Here is a 22524-nt window from a genome sequence, read left to right on the forward strand (position 1 = left end):
TCCTAATTTGAGAAGCCATTGCCGGCATGGCTGGTTATAATCAAGGCATACATTGATTTCATGTATTTCAGGAGGGCAACCGTTATGACGAAATGGATTGGAATGAGGGAATTAGTTCGGGATGAAATAAAACAGCGCGGAGAAGAAGGCTGTAATGTAGAAGGGATGTCCGAACGTCTGGAAGCGGCCGGCACAGACGAAGCAAAGCTAATGGAAGTATACCAGGCTTTAATGGCTCTTGAACCACGTGTGGATTTCAAGTATATCGAGCCGTCGGAATTGGAAGCCATTCGCGCCGAACGTCCGGATGGACCGAGATTACTGTCCGGAAACTGGGATGAACTTAAATGGCAGGATAAATTTCATGGTGCATGGCTCGGCCGTTCGGCTGGTTGTGCGCTCGGAAAACCTCTCGAAGCTCCTTCCTTCATGCAAGGTACCGGCGAAAGTCCCGGCTGGCACAATGTGAAGTTGTGGTTCGAAGGCGCGGGGCAATGGCCGATTCGTCACTACACACCAGGCGAATCAACTGCAGAAGCCGAGTACGGTATCGAGATAGCAAGATGGAGCAGCTTGGCCAGCTGCCGGGAAAACATTCGCTTTATGGAAACAGACGATGATATTCGTTATACCGTTCTTGGACTGCTCATGCTTGAGGAGCGCGGGCTTGATTTCAACTCCTGGGATGTGGGCAAGCTGTGGCATCGTCATTTGACATTCGGGCAGGTATTCACGGCTGAAGCACAGTCCTATCTTAATTTCGCTCGCGTCACTTCACATATTAGCGGCGATCGGCCAGACGACTGGGAGAAACATATCCATTGGGGTCGTTCTTATTTGAATCCCTACCGCGAATGGATCGGCGCCCAAATTCGTGTCGACGGCTATGCATACGGTGCTGCCGGCCAGCCCCAGCTTGCAGCTGAGCTTGCTTGGCGGGATGCTTCCTTCTCCCATGTTAAGAATGGTATTTACGGTGCCATGTTCTGCTCAGCTATGATTGCCGCCGCATTCATTGAAAGTGATGTAAAGCGAATTGTTGAGATCGGATTGAGTGAAATTCCGAAACACAGCCGCCTTGCAGAAGATATCGCATTAGCGGTCAACATAGCTGAGGAAACGAAAGACCAATTAGAACTGGTCAGTAAAATATGGGAAGCATTTAAGCACTATCACCCTGTTCATACCAACAATAATGCTGCATTATGCGCGGCTGCGCTCATTCATTCCGGCGGGGATTTTGAGAAAGGCATTACGACAGCCGTACTTGGTGGCTGGGACACCGATTGCAATGGCGCCACCGTCGGTTCCATTCTTGGCGCATCGCTTGGAGCGTCGTCACTTCCTGAGAAGTGGATCTCGCCGCTAAACGATACGTTGTATGCCGATGTCAGCGGCTTCCACCCCATTGCCATCTCCGAATGCGCTCAAAGAAGTTATAGAGTCTTCCGGAAATTGCAGCATTAAAATGATTTAGGATCGAGTAGGAGGAGGCTGCTAGCCCCCTCCTCTCTGTGTTAAGCTTTGCGTCTGCCATCGTGTACGGCATCGTTAAACCAAAAAAATCCGCGGAAATCCACGGATTTTAATACATAATAAATTATTTATTGAAAGTAACCTTCTCCAGACCGCCTTCAAGAATGATCGATGTGTCACGCGGCTTCGTTTCCGCGATTTTGCGTCCTTCTCTGAAGGAATACAGCACACCAGCTTGTTTGCGAATGGCTTCATATTCGTTCTCTGCTTCAAGAACGATAAAGTTCGCAGGTTTGCCCTCTTCTATGCCGTACTTATCCTCGATATGCAGCGTTCTTGCACTATTCTTCGTAATGAGATCAATCGAATTCACGATTTGGTCGTAGCCGAGCAGCTGTGATGCATGGATACCCATGTGCAGTACTTGAAGCATATTCCCCGTTCCTAGCGGATACCATGGATCAAAGATGTCGTCATGACCGAAACACACATTAAGACCGGCTTCCTGAAGCTCTTTAACGCGCGTCAGCCCTCTTCTCTTCGGATAGGTATCAAAGCGTCCCTGCAGATGGATGTTAACCAATGGATTGGAGACAAAATTCAGGTCAGCCATCTTCAGCAATCTAAACAATTTGTAAGTATAAGCATCGTTATAAGATCCCATCGCTGTTGTGTGGCTTGCCGTTGTCCGGGAGCCTAGCCCGCGTTCGTAAGCTTCTTTGGCGACAACTTCGACGAAACGGGATTGCTCGTCATCGATTTCATCGCAGTGGATGTCGATGAGACGATCGTATTTTTCCGCCAGGTCAAACGCGACCTTCATCGAATCAACGCCATACTCTCTCGTAAATTCGAAGTGAGGAATACCACCAACGACATCAACGCCCATTTTCAAGGACTCTTCCAGCAATTCTGCACCGTTCGGGTAAGAGTGAATGCCTTCCTGTGGAAAAGCGACGAGTTGAATATCAACATAAGGCGCCATTTCTTGCTTCACTTCAAGCATTGCTTTTACAGCAGTCAAGGTTGGATCCGTAACGTCCACATGTGTACGTACATGCTGGATACCCTGTGCGATCTGCCATTTCAATGCTGTTTTGGAACGTGTTTTGACGTCGTCATGTGTCAGAAATGCCTTGCGTTCTGACCAGCGCTGAATACCTTCGAATAGCGTACCGCTCAAATTCCATTCCGGCTCACCCGCTGTTAACGTTGTATCCAGATGAATATGTGGCTCAATAAATGGCGGCAGTACCAGAGATCCGCTTACATCAATGACTTCCTCATTCGCAGTTGCTTCCAGTGACTGCGTAATTTGCTCGAACTTCCCGTCTTTCACGACGATATTCCATAAACCTTCTTTACCCCGCAATTTTGCGTTCTGTATAATCATTGTTTTTCCCCTTTTCTGTGGATTCTTTGGCGGCAGGAACAATAAGCATCAAGACGATGTAGGTCACTGCCGTACCGATGAGTGCGTTCAATGGCGTGATTCCCGGTGCCAGTTGAGCGAAAGCAACGCCGATAGCCCAAGCGGCCATCGCTATCCAGTTTACATTCTTAAATGTCATTTCGGCAAACGGTTTGTAGTTTCTGCGCTTCACGAAGAAGTAATCCGCGATGATTATGGCACCAATGGACGGGATCGCTGCGCCGAGTACATTCAGGAAACCGACGAAATTGTTGTACATCCACATAGCGAATACGGTACCCACGATGCCGTTTACGATGACAAAGAACTTTTTCGAAATTTTAGTAATGTTGGCGAAACCCAGCCCAGAAGCGTAAAGTGCGTTATCGTTGGTCGTCCAGATGTTCAGTCCCAGAACGATGATTGCAGGGACGATCAACCCTTGAAGGAACATAACCTCTGAAATATCGGACAGATTATATGCCATTGCGCCGACTGCACCGAACAGGAACATGAGTGAGTTCCCAAGAAAGAATGAAATGACGGTTGCGGTAACTGCCTGCTTGGACGTCTGAGCGAACCGGGCAAAATCGGGTGTCAGCGTTCCACCACTAATGAAGGACCCAATACAAATGGTCAATGCCGCTGCCGCGGTGAGTGACTGAGTCGGCGTGTAATCTAGCAAACCTTGCAGGCCATCCAGTGTATTAACTCCTTTAAATACAGAGTAACCGCCGAGAATGGCAATGGCCGGAACTGCTACATAGCCCAGTATAACTAGCGACTTCATGCCGAAGATGGCCGATGCTGTCATGGCGAGACCAAACAAGAAAATCAGCAGGTACACGTTCCACCCCATCGCTTTCGCAACCGGTACTGCGAACATGGCTACACCGACACCAAACCAACCGACTTGTGTGAAGCCGAGTAGGAATGAAGGCAAGTAAGACCCTTTATTACCAAATGAATATTTCGCCAGCAAATGGGTGGATAGGCCTGTTTTCGCCGCGATATGTGCGAGTGCCCCCGTATAGATGCCGAGTACCAAATTACCTCCAAGCACAATTCCCATAAACTCCATGAACGTCAAGCTTACTCCAAGCGTCCCTCCTGCCAACATGCTTGCCGAGAAGAAAGTGAACGCCAACATGACGGAGAACGTCTTCCCAAAATGATTTCTCTGCGTTTTCGGTACCGCTTGCCACGAAAACTCCTTATCTTGTTTGCTCATCAGAATACCTCCAGTTAAAGTGTCCTGATACCAAAAAAGCAGAAAAAAGAGGCTACTCGTCAAGTCTCAAACTGACAAGTAGCCTCTTCTTTGCATCATAACCCGCGCGAAGACGCAGAACATTCCCTGACGGGATATGCCCTGAGTTACGCGTGATTATAAAAATCCGCTGCCCTTGCCAGCCTCTCTGGACTGATTTAAAGGTACCAGTATTCAATTACATTCTATTATTTTGGAAAAACCCTTGATTGTCAATGTCAGTATTATCCAACGGTTAATTCTTTACTTCAACAATCCCCGCTTTTTTAGGTTTTAAACCCTCAAAACTTTCTCAACAAACCGTATGTTGCAGGCTTTATGAACACAAAACTTGATGTCACGGTCTGACCGCAGCAGAATTAGGCACCTTTATCTGAATAGATTAATATCCTGAACTAGTTGATTTCTAAAGGAGTGTGTTGATGGATAAAAAAACAACTTACGATTACATTATCGTAGGCACAGGTCCAGCTGGGGCTGTACTCGCAGAGACACTAACTGATGACTTACAAACTTCCGTGCTTGTTTTGGAATCGGGCGGTAATCATGACAAAGACAAACCAATCAAGGATTCATCCATGGCACTTGAACTTGAGGAAAGTTTCTTTCCGAATTACTTTTGGCAGGGAGAAGGGATACCCCAGGAAGGACTTGATGGACGCGTTTTTGAATGGACAACAGGGCGGTTGTCAGGGGGCGGCTCTTCTATAAACGGTGAACAATATGTACGACCAACAGCTGCTGTGCTGGAAAAGTGGGAACGACTGCTTGGACCTCAGTGGTCACCTGATAAAGCCACAAGACGATTCAAAGCTCTGGAGAATTATAATGGTGAAACCACAGATCCCGCTGCTCGCGGGTATCATGGAAGAATTAACATCAGGCAAGCACCGGACACGCCAACTCCGATGGCTAACAAGCTGACAACTGCGATCGAGCGTGCAACAGGTTATCCTGCCATTCTTGACTATAATGATCCAAATACGCCCCTTGGACCGTTCACTCGTTGGCAACTATACCAACAGCCCGATGGCCGCAGGGAAAGCTCTTCCACAGCCTTCCTGTCTTTGGATATTATGACACCAACAGGTCGCGGAGTTCACAACCGAAAATTAACTGTTAAATTTCGGACTACGGTTCTCCGTATTCTATTCTCTGGCAAGCGTGCCATAGGTGTTGAATATTTGAAGGATGGCAAGTGTTTCCGTGCGTATTCGAGCAAAAAAGTTATCATATCGGCTGGAATCAACAGTCCTCAGTTATTGATGCTGTCCGGAATTGGATCCGCAAAAATCTTGAAAAAGTCGGGAATCCCGGTCATCTTTGATAATCCAAATGTTGGGCAAAGATTAAAGAACCATACTTTAAATACCGCTGTATTTGCTACCAATTCTAGAGACCATCCCCTCCCTGACTTGGATCCGAACGCTCTCTATACAGGAGGAGCTTTCCTGCCAGATCCATCGGGTATTCATGATCAAAGGGCGGTTCAACTTGTTGGCATTGGATCGGAAGAACATTTGACGTTGGCGATTCTATACTTGCAGCCGAAGAGTAAGGGATCCATCCGTATTCAGAGCAAAGACCCACTGAACATCGTACTCGCAGACGAAGGGTTTCTCTCTGATGAGGATGACATGGAAGCGATAAAAAGAATTTATCGAACGTATATCAAAGACATTGCGCTGGAGTTAAGAAAAATTGATCCTTCTTATCAACTCGTATCACCTTCAATTGACATCATCGACGATGAGAACAGACTTGAAGAATTTATTAAAGAAAATTTCGACCACAATCACCATCAGCAGGGCTTTCTGCGTATGGCTCCTTTATCAAAAGGAGGAGTCGTTGACCGTAAAGGGAATGTGCATGGAGTTAAAGATCTGATTGTTGCAGATGCATCCATCGTACCTTTTACAGTGGATGGAAACACCTCTTCTGCTGCATATCTTATTGGGTACACCATAGCGAAGCAACTTTGTAAGCGCAAGAGACGACCACGATCCGAAGCAGGAGAAGAATGAGTACTGCAGGGGCTACCCTAGTCCCTGCAACCAAATGAACACCAGAAAGAACCTGTTATTATGACTAATACATATAGGATACCAAAACCTGTCATCTAGCAGACTTGAAACGTAAAGCAGTATAAATTAAACTGCATCCAACATAAACAATCATTCCGATTATGGTCTGTAACATTCCAGATTCCGGTTGATGAGTGAAATGATTAACAACCATCATTAACGATATGATTACAAGTGCATCTATCATTAATCGGCTATAGTTTATCTTTTTCATTGAAGGGAACATAATAAGTAAGTTGCAACCCACTGCAATGATCTCCAAAATAAGTATTGCTATGCTTGCCCCCCTGTAATTTAGCCCAGGTATCGCTACAAGATAGTAATGAGCGATAAGTGAAACGCTGATACCCGTAAGCAAACCAATAAAAGGTACTCTTTTAGACTCTTGGACCCACAGTATGCTTGTGCTCATTTCCCGTATACCGACAAGCAATGGAATGATAAATAGAAATTGAATGGGTTTTGCAGCCTCCATTGTGCCAAACAGAATTAATGAAATTTCTGCGTTATAGACGTAAAGAAAGAGACTCGCTATCCAGCCCCATACCCAGCTTATCTTGAGTGCTACTCTGGTACGCAGGTGAAAACGCTCATAGTTTCTAGCCTGCCAGTCTGATACCATCCTCATGGTTAATGTATGTGAAAGCGCGGCAGTAACCAGGGTGGGCATATAGGCCACAAGTGCAGCCATACCTGTCAGGACCCCAAACATTGCCGTTGCTTCTGAGGATGAATAACCGGCAACTTGAAGCCGGCTAGGAATGATTATAGCGTCGAGCACATCAGAGAGAGGTATGAGCAATCTGGTTATGGAAATCAGGAAAGAACTGCGTAGGAACCATCTTAGTTCTTTTTGATAATTAATATTTATATTACGAATTGAGGATTTGTCACTTCGTCGATTCACATATAAATAATATGAAATTAATAATAAAAATGCTGATATCGCTCCAAAAGTTGTACTTACCATGCTGTTACCTGCTGCAATTGCTGGACCTATAGGCAAGAAAAGAGTAACGATAACCAGCATGAATGTCACTCGAACTGCTTGCTCAACAATTTCGGAGACAGCAATAACATTATATAATTCGATACCCTGTAAATAACCGCGAAGCAGAGTTAACATGGGGACGGTGAAGAAGGCTGGCGCAAGAAAGTGAATAAAATAACGTAGCTGCTCGTTGCCAAGAAACCTTGCAATGGCTTCGGAATAATAAAATGTGACCGCTGTTGCACATCCCCCAATGATGATCAAATAAACTGTAAAAATTTTAAACCAAACCCAGCCGTGTGGGGGATGCTTTGCAGTAAACAGCGCTAACGCAGTCGGTAATCCGCCAGTCAGCAACATTAAACCGAGTCCATAATATGAGTAAGCAATCTGAAACAGCCCGATTCCTTCCGCACCAATAAGTCTTGTGAGTGAAACCCTGCCGATCAAGCCGATAGCTTTAACTACCACAATCGCACATATTCGAAAAATCGTTTCTTTGATGAAAGAAGAGCTCATTCTTCTCCTCCACTACATAAGACTTGTCCGTACCATCTTATGATTGTGGGGACTGCGTTATGAATGGAGCCCTATAACTTTATGAACCAAACCGCACTAGTCATTGATGTGAATCAAAATATATTGGGTATGCTTATCCCAGCCCAAATCAAAAGGTGCTTGATAACGATCAGCACTATGCGAATTAACCAGAGGGTAACCATTATCATCGAATCCTGTTACTACAGAAAAATGGTCTACATCATTGTTCATAACGTGAGCAATTAAATCACCTGGTAACAGTTTTGAAAAAGCGGTTTCCGGATGTTTGCTTGTTGGTTTTGTAAGCTCAGAGAAACTTCCTGTCGCAATTACTTTCCCGTAATCGGAATGAACAATAAAGTTCTTGAAAGCATCCGTCTGAACCCAAGTTCGGCTCCCGCCTCCACCATAGCGATAACGCCATGGCCCCCTCATCTTTAGCCCTCCTCCTTCTTCCTGATCACCAATGACCTGGGAAGCAAAGTTCGTGCAATCTCCACCTTTGACATTATAATTCAAGTATTTGAAGTTATATCGTCCATTATTGCCTGCACCCCAAGCCGTGCCTGCGTATTTATTAGCATAGTCAACAGCTTTCTTCCTTTTGTATTTTTTACTATCCTTCACGATTTCATTGTGTCGTGGGAAAGACACTTTCCCACCCGGAGTCCCATCAATTTGTTTAGGATTTTCTTCTATGGGATCAAGATACCACTCTTTGAACACAGTCCAATTCCCGTTCTTTTTTTTCAACGTAACAGCATGCCAAGTGCCAATACCAAAAGATTGCGGAGGCAGTACTTGATCTACATATATGTAGCTTAATTTTTGGGAATGAGCTAACGTCACTTTCGCAGTATCCCCTTCAACTTGGATTCGGGTAACACGGATTTTACTTTGTGAATCCGTAAAATGAATACCTCTATAATCTGCCCATGTATTTAGATAAGTCTTTCTTTTTTCCTCAACTCGGTAGGCATTCCGACTTGAACTGTGGGCCTGATCGTAATACTTCGTCATGTTTGCAGTTTTATTCACTAAAAAATTTGAACGAACAGCAAATAACTCATTCATATACTTTTTTATCTCGTCCTCTGAATGATTTATGTTTGTAAACTGCGAGCTTCCGAAGAGCAGAGCTAATGTTGTGTATATACTAAAATAAAGAGCTTTTGCCATGTTTATAACCCCCGATTATCCCAACTTCGTATTTGTCATTTTAATAACCGCGTGTAAACGACTAGTCTCTTTTCATGTTCGCGCTTTTCTCTGTTATATTTCCCAGTACAAGTTATTAAATTTAATCGTTCCATATCGGTATCACCGAATATTTTGTCGACAGGCGCTTCTGCCGTAAGGTACGATTCTACAGCCAAGACCTTGAAGACAAGGTAATTCCCCTCATCGTCCGATAACACCACAGGTTGACCAGGTTTTAATTTTTTTAATGGGTAAAAAACAGCTGGTCCCGTGTAATTATCTACATGGCCTGCTATTATGGCACTTCCAATTTGTCCAGGCAGTACCCCTTCAGTAAGCACACCACCAACCTTGCTAGAAACCGGGGCTTCCATCTGCCCATTTTCCAATAGTCCTACGGGCTCAACAGGAGCCTTTATTCCAACCGATGGAATCCACACTTGAGTTGGAATTATAGATACAGATTTTTTTTCTGATACACTTTGTTCTTTTGCTTTTTGTTCTTTGCCAATTTGTTCTTTTGTTTCATTGGGATTTTCTTTAGGAGAAATGATTTCACTTTGTTGCAATGGGGGCTGCTCTATATTTTTCATTTCCGGAGATCGCGACGTATGACGTTGACAACCTGAGAACAACAGCATTGAAAGGGTAAGCAATACAATTAACATCAATTTTCGATTAACATTCATCAGTCTCATCCTTTTTAAAATGAAAAGAGGAAAAGTAATTTTCCTCTTTTCGATTTTAATTTACTCGCTCACGCCGCCATAACCTGTTTTCGGCAATGCTTTTGGTGTAATGCTCTTGGTGTGTATTTTGTTTCCTTTGCTTTTAGTACGCATTTTGTGTTCTTTAGCTTTGTGTTTGTGTTCTTTAGCATGCAATTTGTGTTCCTTAGCTTGGTGTTCTTTAACATGCATTTGATGCTCGTGTTTTTCTACTGGTGCTGCAGATGCAGTCATAGCTGAAGCCGCAAAAAACAAACATGTTGACAAAGCGAATACTGTTGCCTTTTTCATGTAAATCCCTCCTTTGTTTTTCCCCGGTTTCATTATCTACATTGTCGTTTCAAGTTATTGATGGTAATTTTGACCTCTGCAAAGGACCACCACAAAAGTTGCTTATAACATCATGATTTGAACGATAAAAAAGCCGCCATATAGGCGGCTGGAACTGGCACACTTATTCCATAATATTGTCTGGCTCAGCAACCTGCTCAATTTTTCTCTCTACATGCTTCTCGCTTCCCAGATAATATTTTTCTATTGGATATAATCGGTCATCAAGATTATATACAAGCGGAATGCCCGTAGGCAGGTTCAAATCAATGATTTCTGTTGGACTCAGATTGTCCAGAAACATAATTAATGATCGCAAACTATTGCCGTGTGCAGCGATAATCACATTTTTACCAGACATGATTTGTGGTGCAATTTCCCTATCCCAATAATCCTTTACTCGAACAATGGTTTCCTGCAGGCTTTCCGATAACGGGATAAGCTTCTCATCCATATTGCGATATTTAAGATCATGCTTTGGATAGCGTTCATCGTCCTTTGTCAAAGCAGGAGGCAGTACATCATAACTTCTGCGCCATAATCTAACCTGCTCTTCTCCATATAACTCAGCTGTGGTTTGTTTGCTTAAACCTTGAAGCGCACCATAATGACGCTCATTCAGCTGCCAAGTTTTATATACCGGGATCCACAGCAAATCCATTTCTTCAAGCACATAGTCCAATGTTTTGATCGCTCGCTTCAAATATGAGGTATACGCTATATCAAAGACGAACTGTTCTTCCTGAAGCAAGCTGCCAGCATGCTGAGCCTCTTGAATGCCTTTATCCGTTAAGTCTACATCCGTCCAGCCTGTAAATAAATTTGCTTTGTTCCACTCACTTTCTCCATGTCTAATCAAAACCAGCTTAAACATATCTCCCGTCCCTTCCTGATGAATTCGATTGTAACCCAGCGAACGCAATGATAGCGTGAAGCCTGGCTTAGCATGGTTGTATATTGCGTGCGGGAATAATGTCATCTCGATAATTCCATAAATAGGTTTCCCCTTGCTCACTGATTAATGCGGAAACATGCCTGCAAAGTCCCCTCCCTTATTATATAAACATGAATCCATTTAGAAATTCGATCCCAGGAAAGAAAGGTATTGTCTGAATTGAAACTTTTGCTAGGATGATGTAATCTTTCATTTATGTCAATAAATGCAATAACTGCAACATAGCAATCCAAAAGAAAATATTATATTCATCATATGTTAGCATAAGCATTAAACATTAATTTTTACAGTTAGAAAGGAGTAGGCAATGGCAAATAGGGCTGTCGGAAATATGGACCAATGAACTCAATCCATTATTTCCTTTGATATTCAAGAGAAGAACGGGAAGTCTTATATTACTTTACGTCATATGAACTGGAAAGAAGTAACGCCATTTTATCGTTCATGTAACTACAACTGGGCTATTTTACTTTATAGTCTCAAATCCTATTGTGAAGATGGCGAAGGTATCCCCTATCATAAGCGTAAATTTTAATAATTTAAGTTATACTGATCGCTTTACTGAGGGGAATGAAAACTTAATAAACCGCCTTTTCACCAAGGCGGTTTTCTTATGCTCAAATATCAACAATAGACTTTAACATAGCCATTTCATAAAAATTTCGAGTAAATCAGGCCAACATGCACTTTTGACAATAACGATATAATATCTGGGCTATCAACTTGATTAAAGTCTGTTCTTATTATGTATACTTAACCCTTTTGTTTACTAATCATTTCTTTCTCACGAATACGTATACCATAAGTGGCACTGGAGCAAAATTCCGATCCTAATTTATCGACCAGATGTTTTACGAATTCTGCTGAACCTGCGTATTCCGTAGGTATGGTTATGGCCTTTCTAGAATCTCGAAGAATGATGCTCCCACCCCAGAGGGCACTATGTTGTATTGCCTTTATATCGCTCAGTTTCAACCGTTTCTTTCGAAACCACTTATAGGAGACTATTTCCTGTTCACTAACAACGAACTTCGAACAAAGTAATGAAACTACCCATAACGCAAGGCATATAGTTAAGAGTCCTATAAAAGCAGCCAATTCCAAGTCTTGATCAGCATAAAAAAGAATGGTGGTTCCTATTGCGAAAACTACCAGGAGAATGACCATTACAAACCGAATAAACCATGATTGTCTCAATACCATGTCACCTGTTTGTTTCTTTTAGCTTCTTTAAACATATTTTGCAAATTATATGCCACCATTTTATTGATGATTGATTTGCGAGAGAAACTCATGCTTATCACCTTTTCACAATTTTTATAAAAATAGAATACTTATTTTATTTATCGGTTTTATTGTGTTAATTTTTACCTTTTAGAGATATTATGCGAAATTTTTAAAGACGCAGGGAAATGTCCCCTGCGCCTGGATTAATCATACATTTATGTTACGATCCAACTGAATTTTTTCACCTATAAACTTTCTGCAGCTTCCATCAGTTTCTCTTTAGTCATCGAAGGCGAATCCGTTCCAATCCGATAAATAATCGCTCGCCCATCTTTTTCGGTCATCCATCTGATTTCTTGGTAGAAATTGTTGTCGTTATAGATATAGGAATCGTTACTATAATAATGCGCAGCTTGCCCCTTTAGAGCTATTTCTTCATTTTTTGTCGACGGTGGAGTTACCAATTGTACCTTGATCGAGGAATCAAGGGCGGCTTCCATAACCAAGTACAACGTTTCCTGTTCTGCGTTTCGGTATGTCGTGGTGTAAGACAACATTGGTAATGAACTCGGCGCTTGCGTCAAACGCCATACCATGTCTTTTCCACTCGCTTCACTCTCATCCTTCATTTCCTTCTTCAGTGTTGCCACGTCCGTATCAGAGCCCCAAAAATCGCCAAAAGGTGACAGCTCCATTCCTCCTGCAAATCGATACGATCCAAGCAAGGAATCCGGAGGTAGAACATTGAATTGGTGAGCCATTGCCTTGCTCCAGTTATCCAGATCCTCGTTCACTTCCGGCTGAGAAACAGGAATGAACGGTATGTTCGCGACTTTATCCAAATCCGTTAAATAGACAACGGCGGTCTCTCCGGGCTTCAACTGTGCTTTCACCTCTTTTCGAGCTTCACGAATGCTTTCGATCTGGGTTTTACTTAACTTGAACTCCTCAGACTTTACGGCGGACATCGTCATATTACCTTTCGTCTCCTCATACAGTAAGGTTCGACCCGCATAAGCAAAGCCACTTACGACAGCGATCAATAAGATGAGCATTATCGCTTTAGACCATTTCCCTCTTCTTCTCATCGGTTGTACTCCCTTCTTCTCCAGCATCTGCTCCCTGCAGGCGTTCATTACACGCAAATCTATAGTAGGAGGACACACCATATTTTTAGCGTTATGTTTAAACTCTTCTTTCAATTGTTCTTCAATAGACATAGCCGTCCCGCTCCTTTCTGTGGTCCCGCTGACTATACATAGAGCGCAGTCGCTTCAGGGCATGATGGTGCCTGGATTTAACGGTACCTAACGGAATCTTTAACAATTGGGCGATTTCTTCAAGTGAGCAATCCTCATAGTATCTGAGGACGATAACCTCTCTGAGCTTCAAAGGCAGATCTTCTAGCATCGGAAGTAGCTCAAGACGGTCGCTAAGATGAGAGGCGCGATCTTCCATATGGGGTGGTTGAAAAGACATCCCTTTCATTCTTTCCATAATGCGAATTCTGCGCCAGCTCCTTCGCTTCCAGTTTCGAACTTGCCGAATAATCAAGCCATTGAACCAAGAACTGAATTTCTGCTCCTGCTGATAATTGTTCAGACTCTTGAATAATTCGATGTATACTTCACTCATAATATCCGGGACATCGTGCTTGTTGGGAGCAAGGTAATAGATCAAACCGTATGCCTGATCACGCGTTAGATGATAGACTGCCTGGAATGCTTCTTCATCTCCCTGGCTCATCCGGATAAGCCAAGATTTTACATCCATTTCATTCATAAGGCCGGCCTCCATTTAAGACTTACATATGTTATTGGCCCGATAGCCCAATAAGGTTCAATAAAAATGATAAAAAATAGATATACGTTATAAATCTTCTTTTTATTGTAACGGTAACCTTGAGAATATTCTTCTTCAAGAACCTAAAAAACGCAGCCTTTTGGCTGCGTTTCGTGTTATTTTGCTATACTCTTGGGTTACGGACTTCCCATTTTACTAATATAGTTAGGAAATTCCCTTGATTTTTGTCAGATCCCCGCTGCAAAGCATCTCAAGATTATCAAAAATTTTACGAGCAGGCCAATCCCACCATTTCATGGTGAGGAGATGAGCGATGAGTTCGTCATCAAATCTTTTCTTAATGATTTTGGAGGGATTCCCACCTGCAATATGGTATGGTGGAACATCTTTTACAACAACTGTATTAGCCGCAATGATTGCTCCATCACCAATATGCACACCGGGCATGACGGTGACATTTTGACCGATCCAAACATCATTACCAACTACAGTGTCACCTTTAAGAGGTAAGTCATCCAATGTTGGAGTCGATTTCTCCCAACCATTGCCCATAATGTTAAATGGGTAGGTAGTGACGCTGTTCATTCTATGGTTAGCACCGTTCATTACAAATTCAATGCCCTTTGCTATTGCACAGAACTTACCGATAATCAGCTTATCTCCAATAAATTCGTAATGATGTGTCACATGCTCTTCGAACTTTTCTGGGCCATTAATGTCGTCATAATAGGTGTAGTCACCAACCATAATGTTTGGGCGTGTTACAACGTTTTTGATATAGCATATACTTCTAATTGCCTCGTTTGGGTAGATCGCATTAGGATCAGGTCCATATTGCATATGATAAATCCCTCCTTCATGTCGTATATAATTTCAACTACTATGATACAATGAAAAACTTCAATACTGTCGTTATCATAATATTTCGATGTACCCATCTGTTCCATGCACGCGAATCCGCTGCCCGTCTTTGATCCGTTTGGTGGCATGATCTACGCCTACAACAGCAGGCAAACCATATTCGCGGGCGATGACGGCGCCATGAGTCATCAGTCCACCGACTTCGGTAACTAACCCTTTTATGGATACAAACAATGGTGTCCAGCTAGGATCAGTAAATGCCGTGACTAAAATATCCCCGTTCTCCAATTCAGCATCCTCCATGCTTAAAATGACGCGTGCCCGTCCTTCGATCACTCCAGATGAAACAGGCAGTCCTACAATCGCATCGTCAGGGAGATGGTCTCGTTTGTACTTACCTGAAATGATTTCACCGTCAGATGTCATGACTCGTGGTGGCGTTAGTTTTTCATATAATCTGTACTCGGCTTTTCGCTGGCTTATGATCTGTCTGCTCGCATTCGCTCGCAACTCGACCATGCTACCCGGCTCATCCCGTTCATTTGAACGTACGACTTCGCGAAGTTCTTCAAAAGTGAAATAGTATATATCTTCTTTCTCTTGAATAACCCCTGCTTGCACGAGTCGCTCAGCTTCTCTTAATAATGCCAGTTTATATATAAAGTAGCGATGAACCATGCCGTACTTAGGATATTCCCTGTATCCGCTGAAGTTTCGGATGAGATCAATCATTCGTTTGGTTTCTATGGCTTTATGTTCGCCGTCCGGCAATTGCTTTAATCGGCTTAGCAATTCTTGTTCTTTTGCTAGTGCGGCGCTCTGACCTTGCTCAAATTTTAGATGACTGGCATTAGGCGGGGTGTTTTTGATGTTGCCAAGAATTAATGGGACCAGTGTAATGGGTTGTTCACTCCACCGAGTTCTGGTGATATCGATCTCCCCGGCACATCGCATGCCGTAATTGTTGAGGTAATCATTGATCGCGTCCCGGGTCTCCAGTCCACCTTCCAGCTTAACCAGCTCATCCAAGAACTGATCATCTTCTACTTGTTCCAAATATTCAATGACTTCCGGATATGGACGAATTACATCTGCGACATCCAGCAGCGCCAGGCCCATTTCCGAAGTAATATTACCAGGGACTGATTGAGAAAGCGTATCTGCTGCGTTCTTTTCACCCAACCACTTGTACATATTTTCATTGATCCATATTGAAGCATTCATAGCAGCCATAATCACGGCAGAACTCTGTGGGTCAAATAATATTTTCTTGAGCTGCTGTATATCTTCCAGAATAAAATCGAGTAAATCTTCTCCTGTTTTTCTCTGGATATGTTGTTTTAACTCTTCGATCGATGTTTGACTACGCTTGATCAACTTAGATACGATGGTCAACTCGGTTTCAATCTGTGTTTGAATACCAAGAGATGCTACTCTTTTGCTGCTATGGTTAGGCTGCGCCTCTTCCGGTCCAACAGTTTCTAATTGTAGAAAATCTCCTCGGTCGATTATGGTCATAAGCGCGTCTTTAGTGAGCGGATCGGACTGTCCCAAAGTATTTAATATCGCCTCTCTGCTGACTGGTGAGATCAGCTTAGGTGTAACATCCACAAACAATCTTCCCCCAGCAGTGCGCATAGGCGCCGGAGTTGTAAGGAGAAAGAAGGACAATCCCAATGGTTTGATCGGATCGGTCATCATTTGTTGGTGACCCACAGATAAATAGACGCGATTCTCTTGATCACTCTCTTCAGGGATCGGATATAAAGTCGTGATCGGCCGACTCTGGACAATATAAAATGAATTATCAGACAAACACCATTCGATATCCTGCGGCTGGCCAAAATGAGCTTCGATTTGTCTGCCAATGCTAGCCAATTCAATAATTTGCTGATCCGTCAGCGCTTGGGTCTTTTGCTGGTCGGGATCAAGCTCGCGGGTCTCTGTACCGCCTTCTGCGCGCGCATCTATAGCTATTTTTTTGGCTGCTATTCGTTTATCGATAATCCTCTCTTCCTGGACTGTATAGCCATCAGCAGATACCAAGCCAGAGACCAGCGCTTCTCCCAGACCATAACTGGCATCAATGGATAGCAGCTTTCGATTAGAGGAGATCGGATCAGCGGTAAACATGATTCCAGACGCTTGGGGAAAGACCATCCTTTGCACGATTACAGAAATATAAACTTGACTATGATCAAATCCATTTTGCATACGGTAGATGACTGCACGTTCCGTAAATAGGGAAGCCCAGCATTTGCTGATATGGCTCAGAATACCTTCTGTACCGATAATATTTAGATAGCTGTCTTGTTGACCAGCAAAAGAAGCATGCGGCAAATCTTCAGCTGTTGCACTCGAACGTACGGCATAAGCATGCTCTTCACCATACCGTGAGAGATAATGAGTTACAGCTTGCACTACATCAGGAGGTATTTCCGATTCTAAAATGAGCTGTCGAATTCTTCTGCTGACTTCAGTAATTTGCTCCCGATCTTCTGCTTTTAGCTTAGTTAATTGACTCAGCAACACATGATGCATTTCGTTTTGTTCGATGGCTTTTTGATATCCAACCGTAGTAACACAAAATCCTTCGGGCACCTGTATTCCTTCGATATGTGATAACTCGCCCAGATTTATTCCTTTTCCGCCAACGAGCAAAAGCTGAGTCTTATCCGTTTCCTGAAAACCCAAAACCAAGGAATTCACTAAGCATCTCTCCCAACCATTCAATTTGCGAAAAAACATTTGACAAGAGATTGATCCACGTGTTATCCTTAATATATAAGATGAAATAATTATGCCTAAATGTTAGAGTCGATTCGCTTTCTGATTGTATCATTGACTCTGTACATAAGCAATAACAAAGAATCTGATGACTTTGCACAGGTTCTTTTTTTGTTGGACTTTTTTCTGATATAGAGATAGAAAAAAGCGCGTACCACAGTCGGCACGCACCTATGAAATCTAAATGTCTTTTATTTATGTATAGACGACTCCGTATATTTTTTAAAATTGTCCAGAATCGCTTGCCATCCGGCTCGCTGCATTTCAATTTCGTTGCTGTCTTCTGCATCGAACGATTCGACGACACGTGTGTCATTATCTTGACTGAAAAACTCGATTTTTACTTTTCTGCCGTCAGGAATCGTGTACGATATTCTTTCGTTCTTAGTCACTTCGTCGTAGACTCCGGTAAAATCAAACCCAAAACTCCCGTCTTTCGCTTCCATTCTCGAGACAAATGTTCCACCAACCTTTAAATCATTCTCCGCATATGGGGTGTGCCAATCTTCCGAAGCAGCATTCCACCCTGTAATATGCTTCGGCTCCGTCCAATATTCCCACACCTTCTCAATAGGGGAATGAACAACGGTTTCCACTGTAATCGTTGATGCCATAATACAGCCTCCTTTAAATTTGGTACGATTGATATTACTTTAATATAAAATACAAAGAACAATTTGCCTGCTTACATTTTACCAGAAAATTGCATCTGTGATTTGTTTTTCGATTGCTATTATATATAAAAAAGCCTTTCATAGCCACCCCTAAGGATGATTATGAAAAGCGTATCTGCTATGCAACTTCTATCTTAAAACTTTTCAGGAAACTGTAATAAGGCTTGATCACATTGCCAATATCCTGCTGGTTTTGCAGCAGCCGATCCAATACATCCTGTTGATCCGCACGATTAGAAATGGCGCTGACAATGTAGCTTCTGGTCCAGATCGTATGATCAATCCACACTTTTTGCATATCGGTCTTTAGCTGTATCATCTTGGAAGTTAGGCAATTGGGATCCTTCTTCCCTGCCTTTGCCTGTACAGAAGCAACGGGCAAGAGGCTAAGAACGAGCACCAGGAGTAACGCTAATAACCTTTTGCTTTTCATATTTATCTGCTCCTCTGTATGTTCGAAATGATCTGACTGTCTTATTATGAATAAGGATGCCAGTTTTATACAGGGAGTGTACGTTAATTCTTAAGTCAGATCCTAATGTTAAGACTTAAAACGAGAGGCCGCTGCTTGGTATACGCTTTTCGGTCTAAGTCCTATAATTTTATCTTGAGGCTCACCATCATGATATACAATTACAGTCGGCATCGACATGATCCCAAACTCAGCTGCAAGCTCCGGTGATAGGTCACAATCAACCTGAAGGACTTCCAGATACTCCTCTTCATTTCTCAGCTCTTCAAGAATAGGCTTAAGCACTCTGCAAGGCGGGCACCAGCTCGCACCAAACTCAACTAAAGTGATGGACTTTTCATTAATAGCACTTTGAAAACTTTCTTGATCAATCATAGGTAAACTCATCAGTATGACTCCCCTTCAATTGTATTTTGTTCATCCAGAATGGACTGGATGCGTTCCTCTAAATTAGACTTGATGTTATTTAGCAACTGAATTTGTGTCTCAATTTCATCAAGCTTTTGGCGATAAATAGGAAGCACCTCTCGGCAGAAAGCTTCTTTGTTTTTTAAAACACACTGTAAAAAGCCAGCAATTTGTTCTGTCGATAATCCAAGATTAAGGTACAATTTGATACTCTTAACCTGCTCTTCCGCAAAAGGAGAATATTCGCGATAACCGTTCTCACTTCTTACCGGTGTAATTAATCCTTGCTGTTCGTAATATCGGAGAGATCGAATGCTGACACCGGTGCGGAGGGATAATTCCCCGATTTTCATACTTTAGCACCTCCTTGATGAACGATTCGTTATCATTGTAAACCCTGACACTAGTGTTAGAGTCAAGTGATTTTTAAAGAATGTAACTTGGTATTAAACTTTCCTGCTTGCAAGTAAGTAAAAAAGAGCCGTGATAGGCTCTCTTTTAGTTATTTTAGCTTTTAAGGACACGTACTGCATTCAAAACAGCTAGCAGTGTCACACCCACGTCAGAGAATACCGCCTCCCACATGGTTGCAATCCCAAATGCACCAAGGATCAGGAAAATCGCTTTTACTCCCAATGCAAAGATAATATTTTGCCATACAATTTTTCTAGTGCGCTGTGCAATATGAATTGCAGAGGAAATCTTGGATGGTTCATCAGTCATAATCACGATATCTGCTGCTTCAATGGCTGCATCGGAGCCAAGCCCACCCATGGCAATCCCGACATCCGCTCTCGCCAACACTGGTGTATCGTTGATCCCATCACCGACGAAAGCGATTTTCTCTTTCGGGTTCTTTACACGATCCAGTTTTTCAATTTCTTCTACTTTATGCTGTGGGAGCAGTTCAGCATGAACCTCATCCAGTCCAAGCTGACGTCCAACCGCTTCTCCAACCGTCTTCGAATCCCCTGTAAGCATGACCGTTTTCTTAATGCCCAGTTCTTTCAAGGATCGAATAGCTTGCGCCGAGTCCTCTTTTACTTCATCGGAAATAACAATGTAGCCTGCATATTCTCTATCAATACTAATGTGAACGACCGTCCCCAAATCTTCTGGCTGCTCAAATCTGATTTTTTCTCTGTTCATTAATTTAGCATTACCGGCCAGCACTTCCCTACCGCTTACCCTTACCTGAATGCCGTGACCCGATATCTCATTGTAGTCTTGGAGCTCTTGCTCCTGTATATCTTGGCCATATGCTGTTCTTATGGACTCGGCAATGGGATGGGTCGAGTGCATTTCGGCGTAGGCTGCAAACTTGAGCAATTCCTCTTTTGTCATGGTTCCCTTTGGCTGAATACGGGTCACGGTAAATGCACCTTTTGTAAGTGTTCCCGTCTTATCAAAAACAACATATTTGACATCGTTCAGTGCCTCAAGATAATTACTGCCTTTCACCAATACACCCTTCTTTGAGGCAGCTCCAATACCTCCGAAAAATCCAAGCGGTATCGAAACAACTAAGGCACAAGGACATGAAATGACGAGGAAGATGAGTGCTCGATATACCCATTCAGAAAATGTAGCTCCATTAATAACCAATGGTGGAATTACAGCAAGAAGCACTGCAACGATAACGACTACCGGAGTATAGTAACGTGCAAACTTTGTGATGAAATTCTCTGTCGGAGCTTTCTTATTGCTTGCATTCTGAACCAAATCGAGAATTTTAGAAACTGTTGATTCACCAAACTCTTTAGCAACCTCGATGGTCAACACACCGTTTTTGTTAATGAATCCACTTAATACATCATTGCCGGGCTCCACTTCTCTCGGAACGGATTCCCCGGTTAATGCTGATGTATCCATTGCGGATATACCTTCAATAACCTTACCATCAAGCGGTACTCGTTCACCAGGTCTGACGATGATAAAGTCGCCAACTTTCACTTCCTCTGGAGAAACACGCTTGGTATCATTCCCTACCTTCAAGTTCGCATAATCCGGTCGAATATCCATCAAGGCGCTGATTGACTTCCTAGAACGATTCACCGCAATGCCTTGGAACATCTCCCCTACTTGATAGAACAACATAACAGCTACACCCTCGGGGTATTGTTGAATTGCAAAGGCGCCAAGAGTGGCAATAGTCATAAGGAAGTTTTCATCGAATACTTGTCCACGAACGATATTTTTCACAGCCCGCAGGACGATATCTCCCCCGACAATGATGTAAGCCACAGCGAAAATTGCGAATTCTGTATAGCCTGAGAATGTGGTAAAGAAACCTATTGCGGTTAAGACAGTACCGATCAGTAATCGAATAACCAACCGTTTAATATTTTGATTCCCATGATCATGAGAATGGCTATGCCCATGATCGTGTTGATCCTCTTCCGATTTCATGGTGCCAGCTCCGGCATTTCCTTTTTCGATCACACGAATATGGGGTTCCAGAATGTTTACTTTCTCCTTGGCTTTAGTTACGGCACTTTCCTCGTGCCCCGCCTCTGTTTCCAAGGTTAGCGTTTTCGTTACGAAATTGACAGAGCAGGTTGTAATTCCATCAATTTTCTTTACGCCATTCTCAATCTTCATTGCACAATTCGCACAATCTAATCCTTCCAGGATCAATTCTTTTTTTGCTTTTGATGTAGTTTGAGCATTCATTCCTTATTCTCCTTCCCATCAACAATACCGTAAACACTTGAACACTTATTCATATATTAATTAAACCCATTATATTCAAATGAAAAGTCAGATGTCAATGATTTCGCATATTCTTAACAAATAAAACGAGAAAAATGCTCACTGACATAAAAAAAAACACCCGCAGTTTGCCTGCCGGTGCTTTTATACTTTTATCCATGCATGGTATGTTCTAAGGTTTGTGTGAAGATTTGCTCGATATGTGTATCATCCAAAGAATAAAAAACTGTCTTGCCTACTTTACGACGTTTCACAATCCTCATATTGCGCAGATACCGCAGTTGATGCGAGATCGCGGACTGCCCCATCTCAAGTAGTACAGAAAGATCATGGACACATAGTTCTTTCTGTAATAGAGCATTGATTAATTTAATACGAGTTGGATCACTGAAAGCTTTAAACCAGTCTGCCACTTTAATAGCTGCCTGCTCATCGATCATGCTTGATCTAACTTGCTGCAAATCAGCATCAGTACCAAAGCATGATCCATCACAATCTTCAACCAAGGGATTTTTATGCTCCATTTATGTTCCACCATCCTATTTGCCATTACTACTTATTGTATAGCAAAGGCAAGAAAAACGGAAGGATTACG

The 22524-nt window shown here is 42.8% G+C and carries 19 protein-coding genes and 1 pseudogene; 2 read left to right on the plus strand and 18 right to left on the minus strand.

Annotated features, from left to right (window positions below; translation table 11 throughout):
• Window positions 1-84: 84 nt before the first annotated feature.
• A complete protein-coding gene (locus tag ABEQ74_RS01980) occupies window positions 85-1467 on the plus strand; it encodes an ADP-ribosylglycohydrolase family protein (protein ID WP_430118907.1) in 1383 nt (460 codons plus the stop codon).
• Between the two features lie 133 nt (window positions 1468-1600).
• Here the strand turns inward: ABEQ74_RS01980 and ABEQ74_RS01985 are convergent, their stop codons facing one another.
• Window positions 1601-2869, minus strand: coding sequence for a cytosine deaminase (locus ABEQ74_RS01985; RefSeq protein ID WP_430118909.1), 1269 nt, complete (start codon window positions 2867-2869; stop codon window positions 1601-1603).
• Window positions 2838-4118, minus strand: coding sequence for a cytosine permease (gene codB, locus ABEQ74_RS01990; protein ID WP_430118911.1), 1281 nt, complete (start codon window positions 4116-4118; stop codon window positions 2838-2840). The genes ABEQ74_RS01985 and codB overlap by 32 nt, the downstream gene beginning before the upstream one ends.
• Before the next feature lie 461 nt (window positions 4119-4579).
• Between codB and ABEQ74_RS01995 the strand changes: the two genes are divergently transcribed.
• A complete protein-coding gene (locus tag ABEQ74_RS01995; protein ID WP_430118913.1) occupies window positions 4580-6181 on the plus strand; it encodes a GMC family oxidoreductase in 1602 nt (533 codons plus the stop codon).
• Between the two features lie 91 nt (window positions 6182-6272).
• Here ABEQ74_RS01995 and ABEQ74_RS02000 read toward each other — a convergent pair whose 3' ends face one another.
• The 16 genes and pseudogenes from ABEQ74_RS02000 to ABEQ74_RS02075 form a co-directional block, all read right to left on the minus strand.
• A complete protein-coding gene (locus tag ABEQ74_RS02000) occupies window positions 6273-7751 on the minus strand; it encodes an oligosaccharide flippase family protein (RefSeq protein ID WP_430118915.1) in 1479 nt (492 codons plus the stop codon).
• 96 nt (window positions 7752-7847) lie between these two features.
• Window positions 7848-8951, minus strand: a complete 1104-nt coding sequence (locus ABEQ74_RS02005) for an amidase domain-containing protein (protein ID WP_430118917.1) — start codon at window positions 8949-8951, stop codon at window positions 7848-7850.
• Between the two features lie 35 nt (window positions 8952-8986).
• Window positions 8987-9661 carry a sortase domain-containing protein gene (locus ABEQ74_RS02010; protein WP_430118919.1) on the minus strand — a complete coding sequence of 225 codons (675 nt, stop codon included), beginning with the start codon at window positions 9659-9661 and terminating at the stop codon, window positions 8987-8989.
• A gap of 60 nt (window positions 9662-9721) precedes the next feature.
• Window positions 9722-9991: a hypothetical protein gene (locus ABEQ74_RS02015; protein ID WP_430118921.1), complete on the minus strand. Its 270-nt coding sequence runs from the start codon at window positions 9989-9991 to the stop codon at window positions 9722-9724.
• 163 nt (window positions 9992-10154) lie between these two features.
• The gene (gene gpmA, locus ABEQ74_RS02020) at window positions 10155-10904 is read right to left on the minus strand and encodes a 2,3-diphosphoglycerate-dependent phosphoglycerate mutase (RefSeq protein ID WP_430118923.1); all 750 of its coding nucleotides are present in this window, start codon (window positions 10902-10904) and stop codon (window positions 10155-10157) included.
• Window positions 10905-11738: 834 nt separating this feature from the next.
• Window positions 11739-12182, minus strand: coding sequence for a hypothetical protein (locus ABEQ74_RS02025; protein ID WP_430118925.1), 444 nt, complete (start codon window positions 12180-12182; stop codon window positions 11739-11741).
• Between the two features lie 275 nt (window positions 12183-12457).
• Window positions 12458-13432 (minus strand): hypothetical protein, encoded by a 975-nt coding sequence (locus tag ABEQ74_RS02030; RefSeq protein WP_430118927.1) that lies wholly within the window; start codon window positions 13430-13432, stop codon window positions 12458-12460.
• Window positions 13422-13994: a sigma-70 family RNA polymerase sigma factor gene (locus tag ABEQ74_RS02035; RefSeq protein ID WP_430118929.1), complete on the minus strand. Its 573-nt coding sequence runs from the start codon at window positions 13992-13994 to the stop codon at window positions 13422-13424. Before ABEQ74_RS02035 ends, ABEQ74_RS02030 begins: the two co-directional genes overlap by 11 nt.
• A gap of 225 nt (window positions 13995-14219) precedes the next feature.
• Window positions 14220-14855 (minus strand): Vat family streptogramin A O-acetyltransferase, encoded by a 636-nt coding sequence (locus ABEQ74_RS02040; RefSeq protein ID WP_430118931.1) that lies wholly within the window; start codon window positions 14853-14855, stop codon window positions 14220-14222.
• Window positions 14856-14930: 75 nt separating this feature from the next.
• Window positions 14931-17585, minus strand: a complete 2655-nt coding sequence (ppsA, locus tag ABEQ74_RS02045) for a phosphoenolpyruvate synthase (protein ID WP_430118933.1) — start codon at window positions 17583-17585, stop codon at window positions 14931-14933.
• Window positions 17586-17854: 269 nt separating this feature from the next.
• Window positions 17855-18277: an SRPBCC family protein gene (locus ABEQ74_RS02050; RefSeq protein WP_430118935.1), complete on the minus strand. Its 423-nt coding sequence runs from the start codon at window positions 18275-18277 to the stop codon at window positions 17855-17857.
• A 214-nt stretch (window positions 18278-18491) separates the two neighbouring features.
• Window positions 18492-18770 (minus strand): annotated as a pseudogene (locus ABEQ74_RS02055) (glycosyltransferase); the annotation flags it as partial.
• A gap of 108 nt (window positions 18771-18878) precedes the next feature.
• Window positions 18879-19196 carry a thioredoxin family protein gene (locus ABEQ74_RS02060; protein ID WP_430118937.1) on the minus strand — a complete coding sequence of 106 codons (318 nt, stop codon included), beginning with the start codon at window positions 19194-19196 and terminating at the stop codon, window positions 18879-18881.
• Window positions 19196-19570, minus strand: coding sequence for a MerR family transcriptional regulator (locus tag ABEQ74_RS02065; RefSeq protein ID WP_430118940.1), 375 nt, complete (start codon window positions 19568-19570; stop codon window positions 19196-19198). Before ABEQ74_RS02065 ends, ABEQ74_RS02060 begins: the two co-directional genes overlap by 1 nt.
• Window positions 19571-19724: 154 nt before the next feature.
• A complete protein-coding gene (locus ABEQ74_RS02070; RefSeq protein WP_430118942.1) occupies window positions 19725-21890 on the minus strand; it encodes a heavy metal translocating P-type ATPase in 2166 nt (721 codons plus the stop codon).
• 191 nt (window positions 21891-22081) lie between these two features.
• Window positions 22082-22453: an ArsR/SmtB family transcription factor gene (locus tag ABEQ74_RS02075; protein ID WP_430118944.1), complete on the minus strand. Its 372-nt coding sequence runs from the start codon at window positions 22451-22453 to the stop codon at window positions 22082-22084.
• Between the last annotated feature and the right edge of the window lie 71 nt (window positions 22454-22524).

The sequence above is a fragment of the Paenibacillus solani genome, assembly GCF_050475945.1.
GTDB lineage: Bacteria > Bacillota > Bacilli > Paenibacillales > Paenibacillaceae > Paenibacillus_AQ > Paenibacillus_AQ solani_A.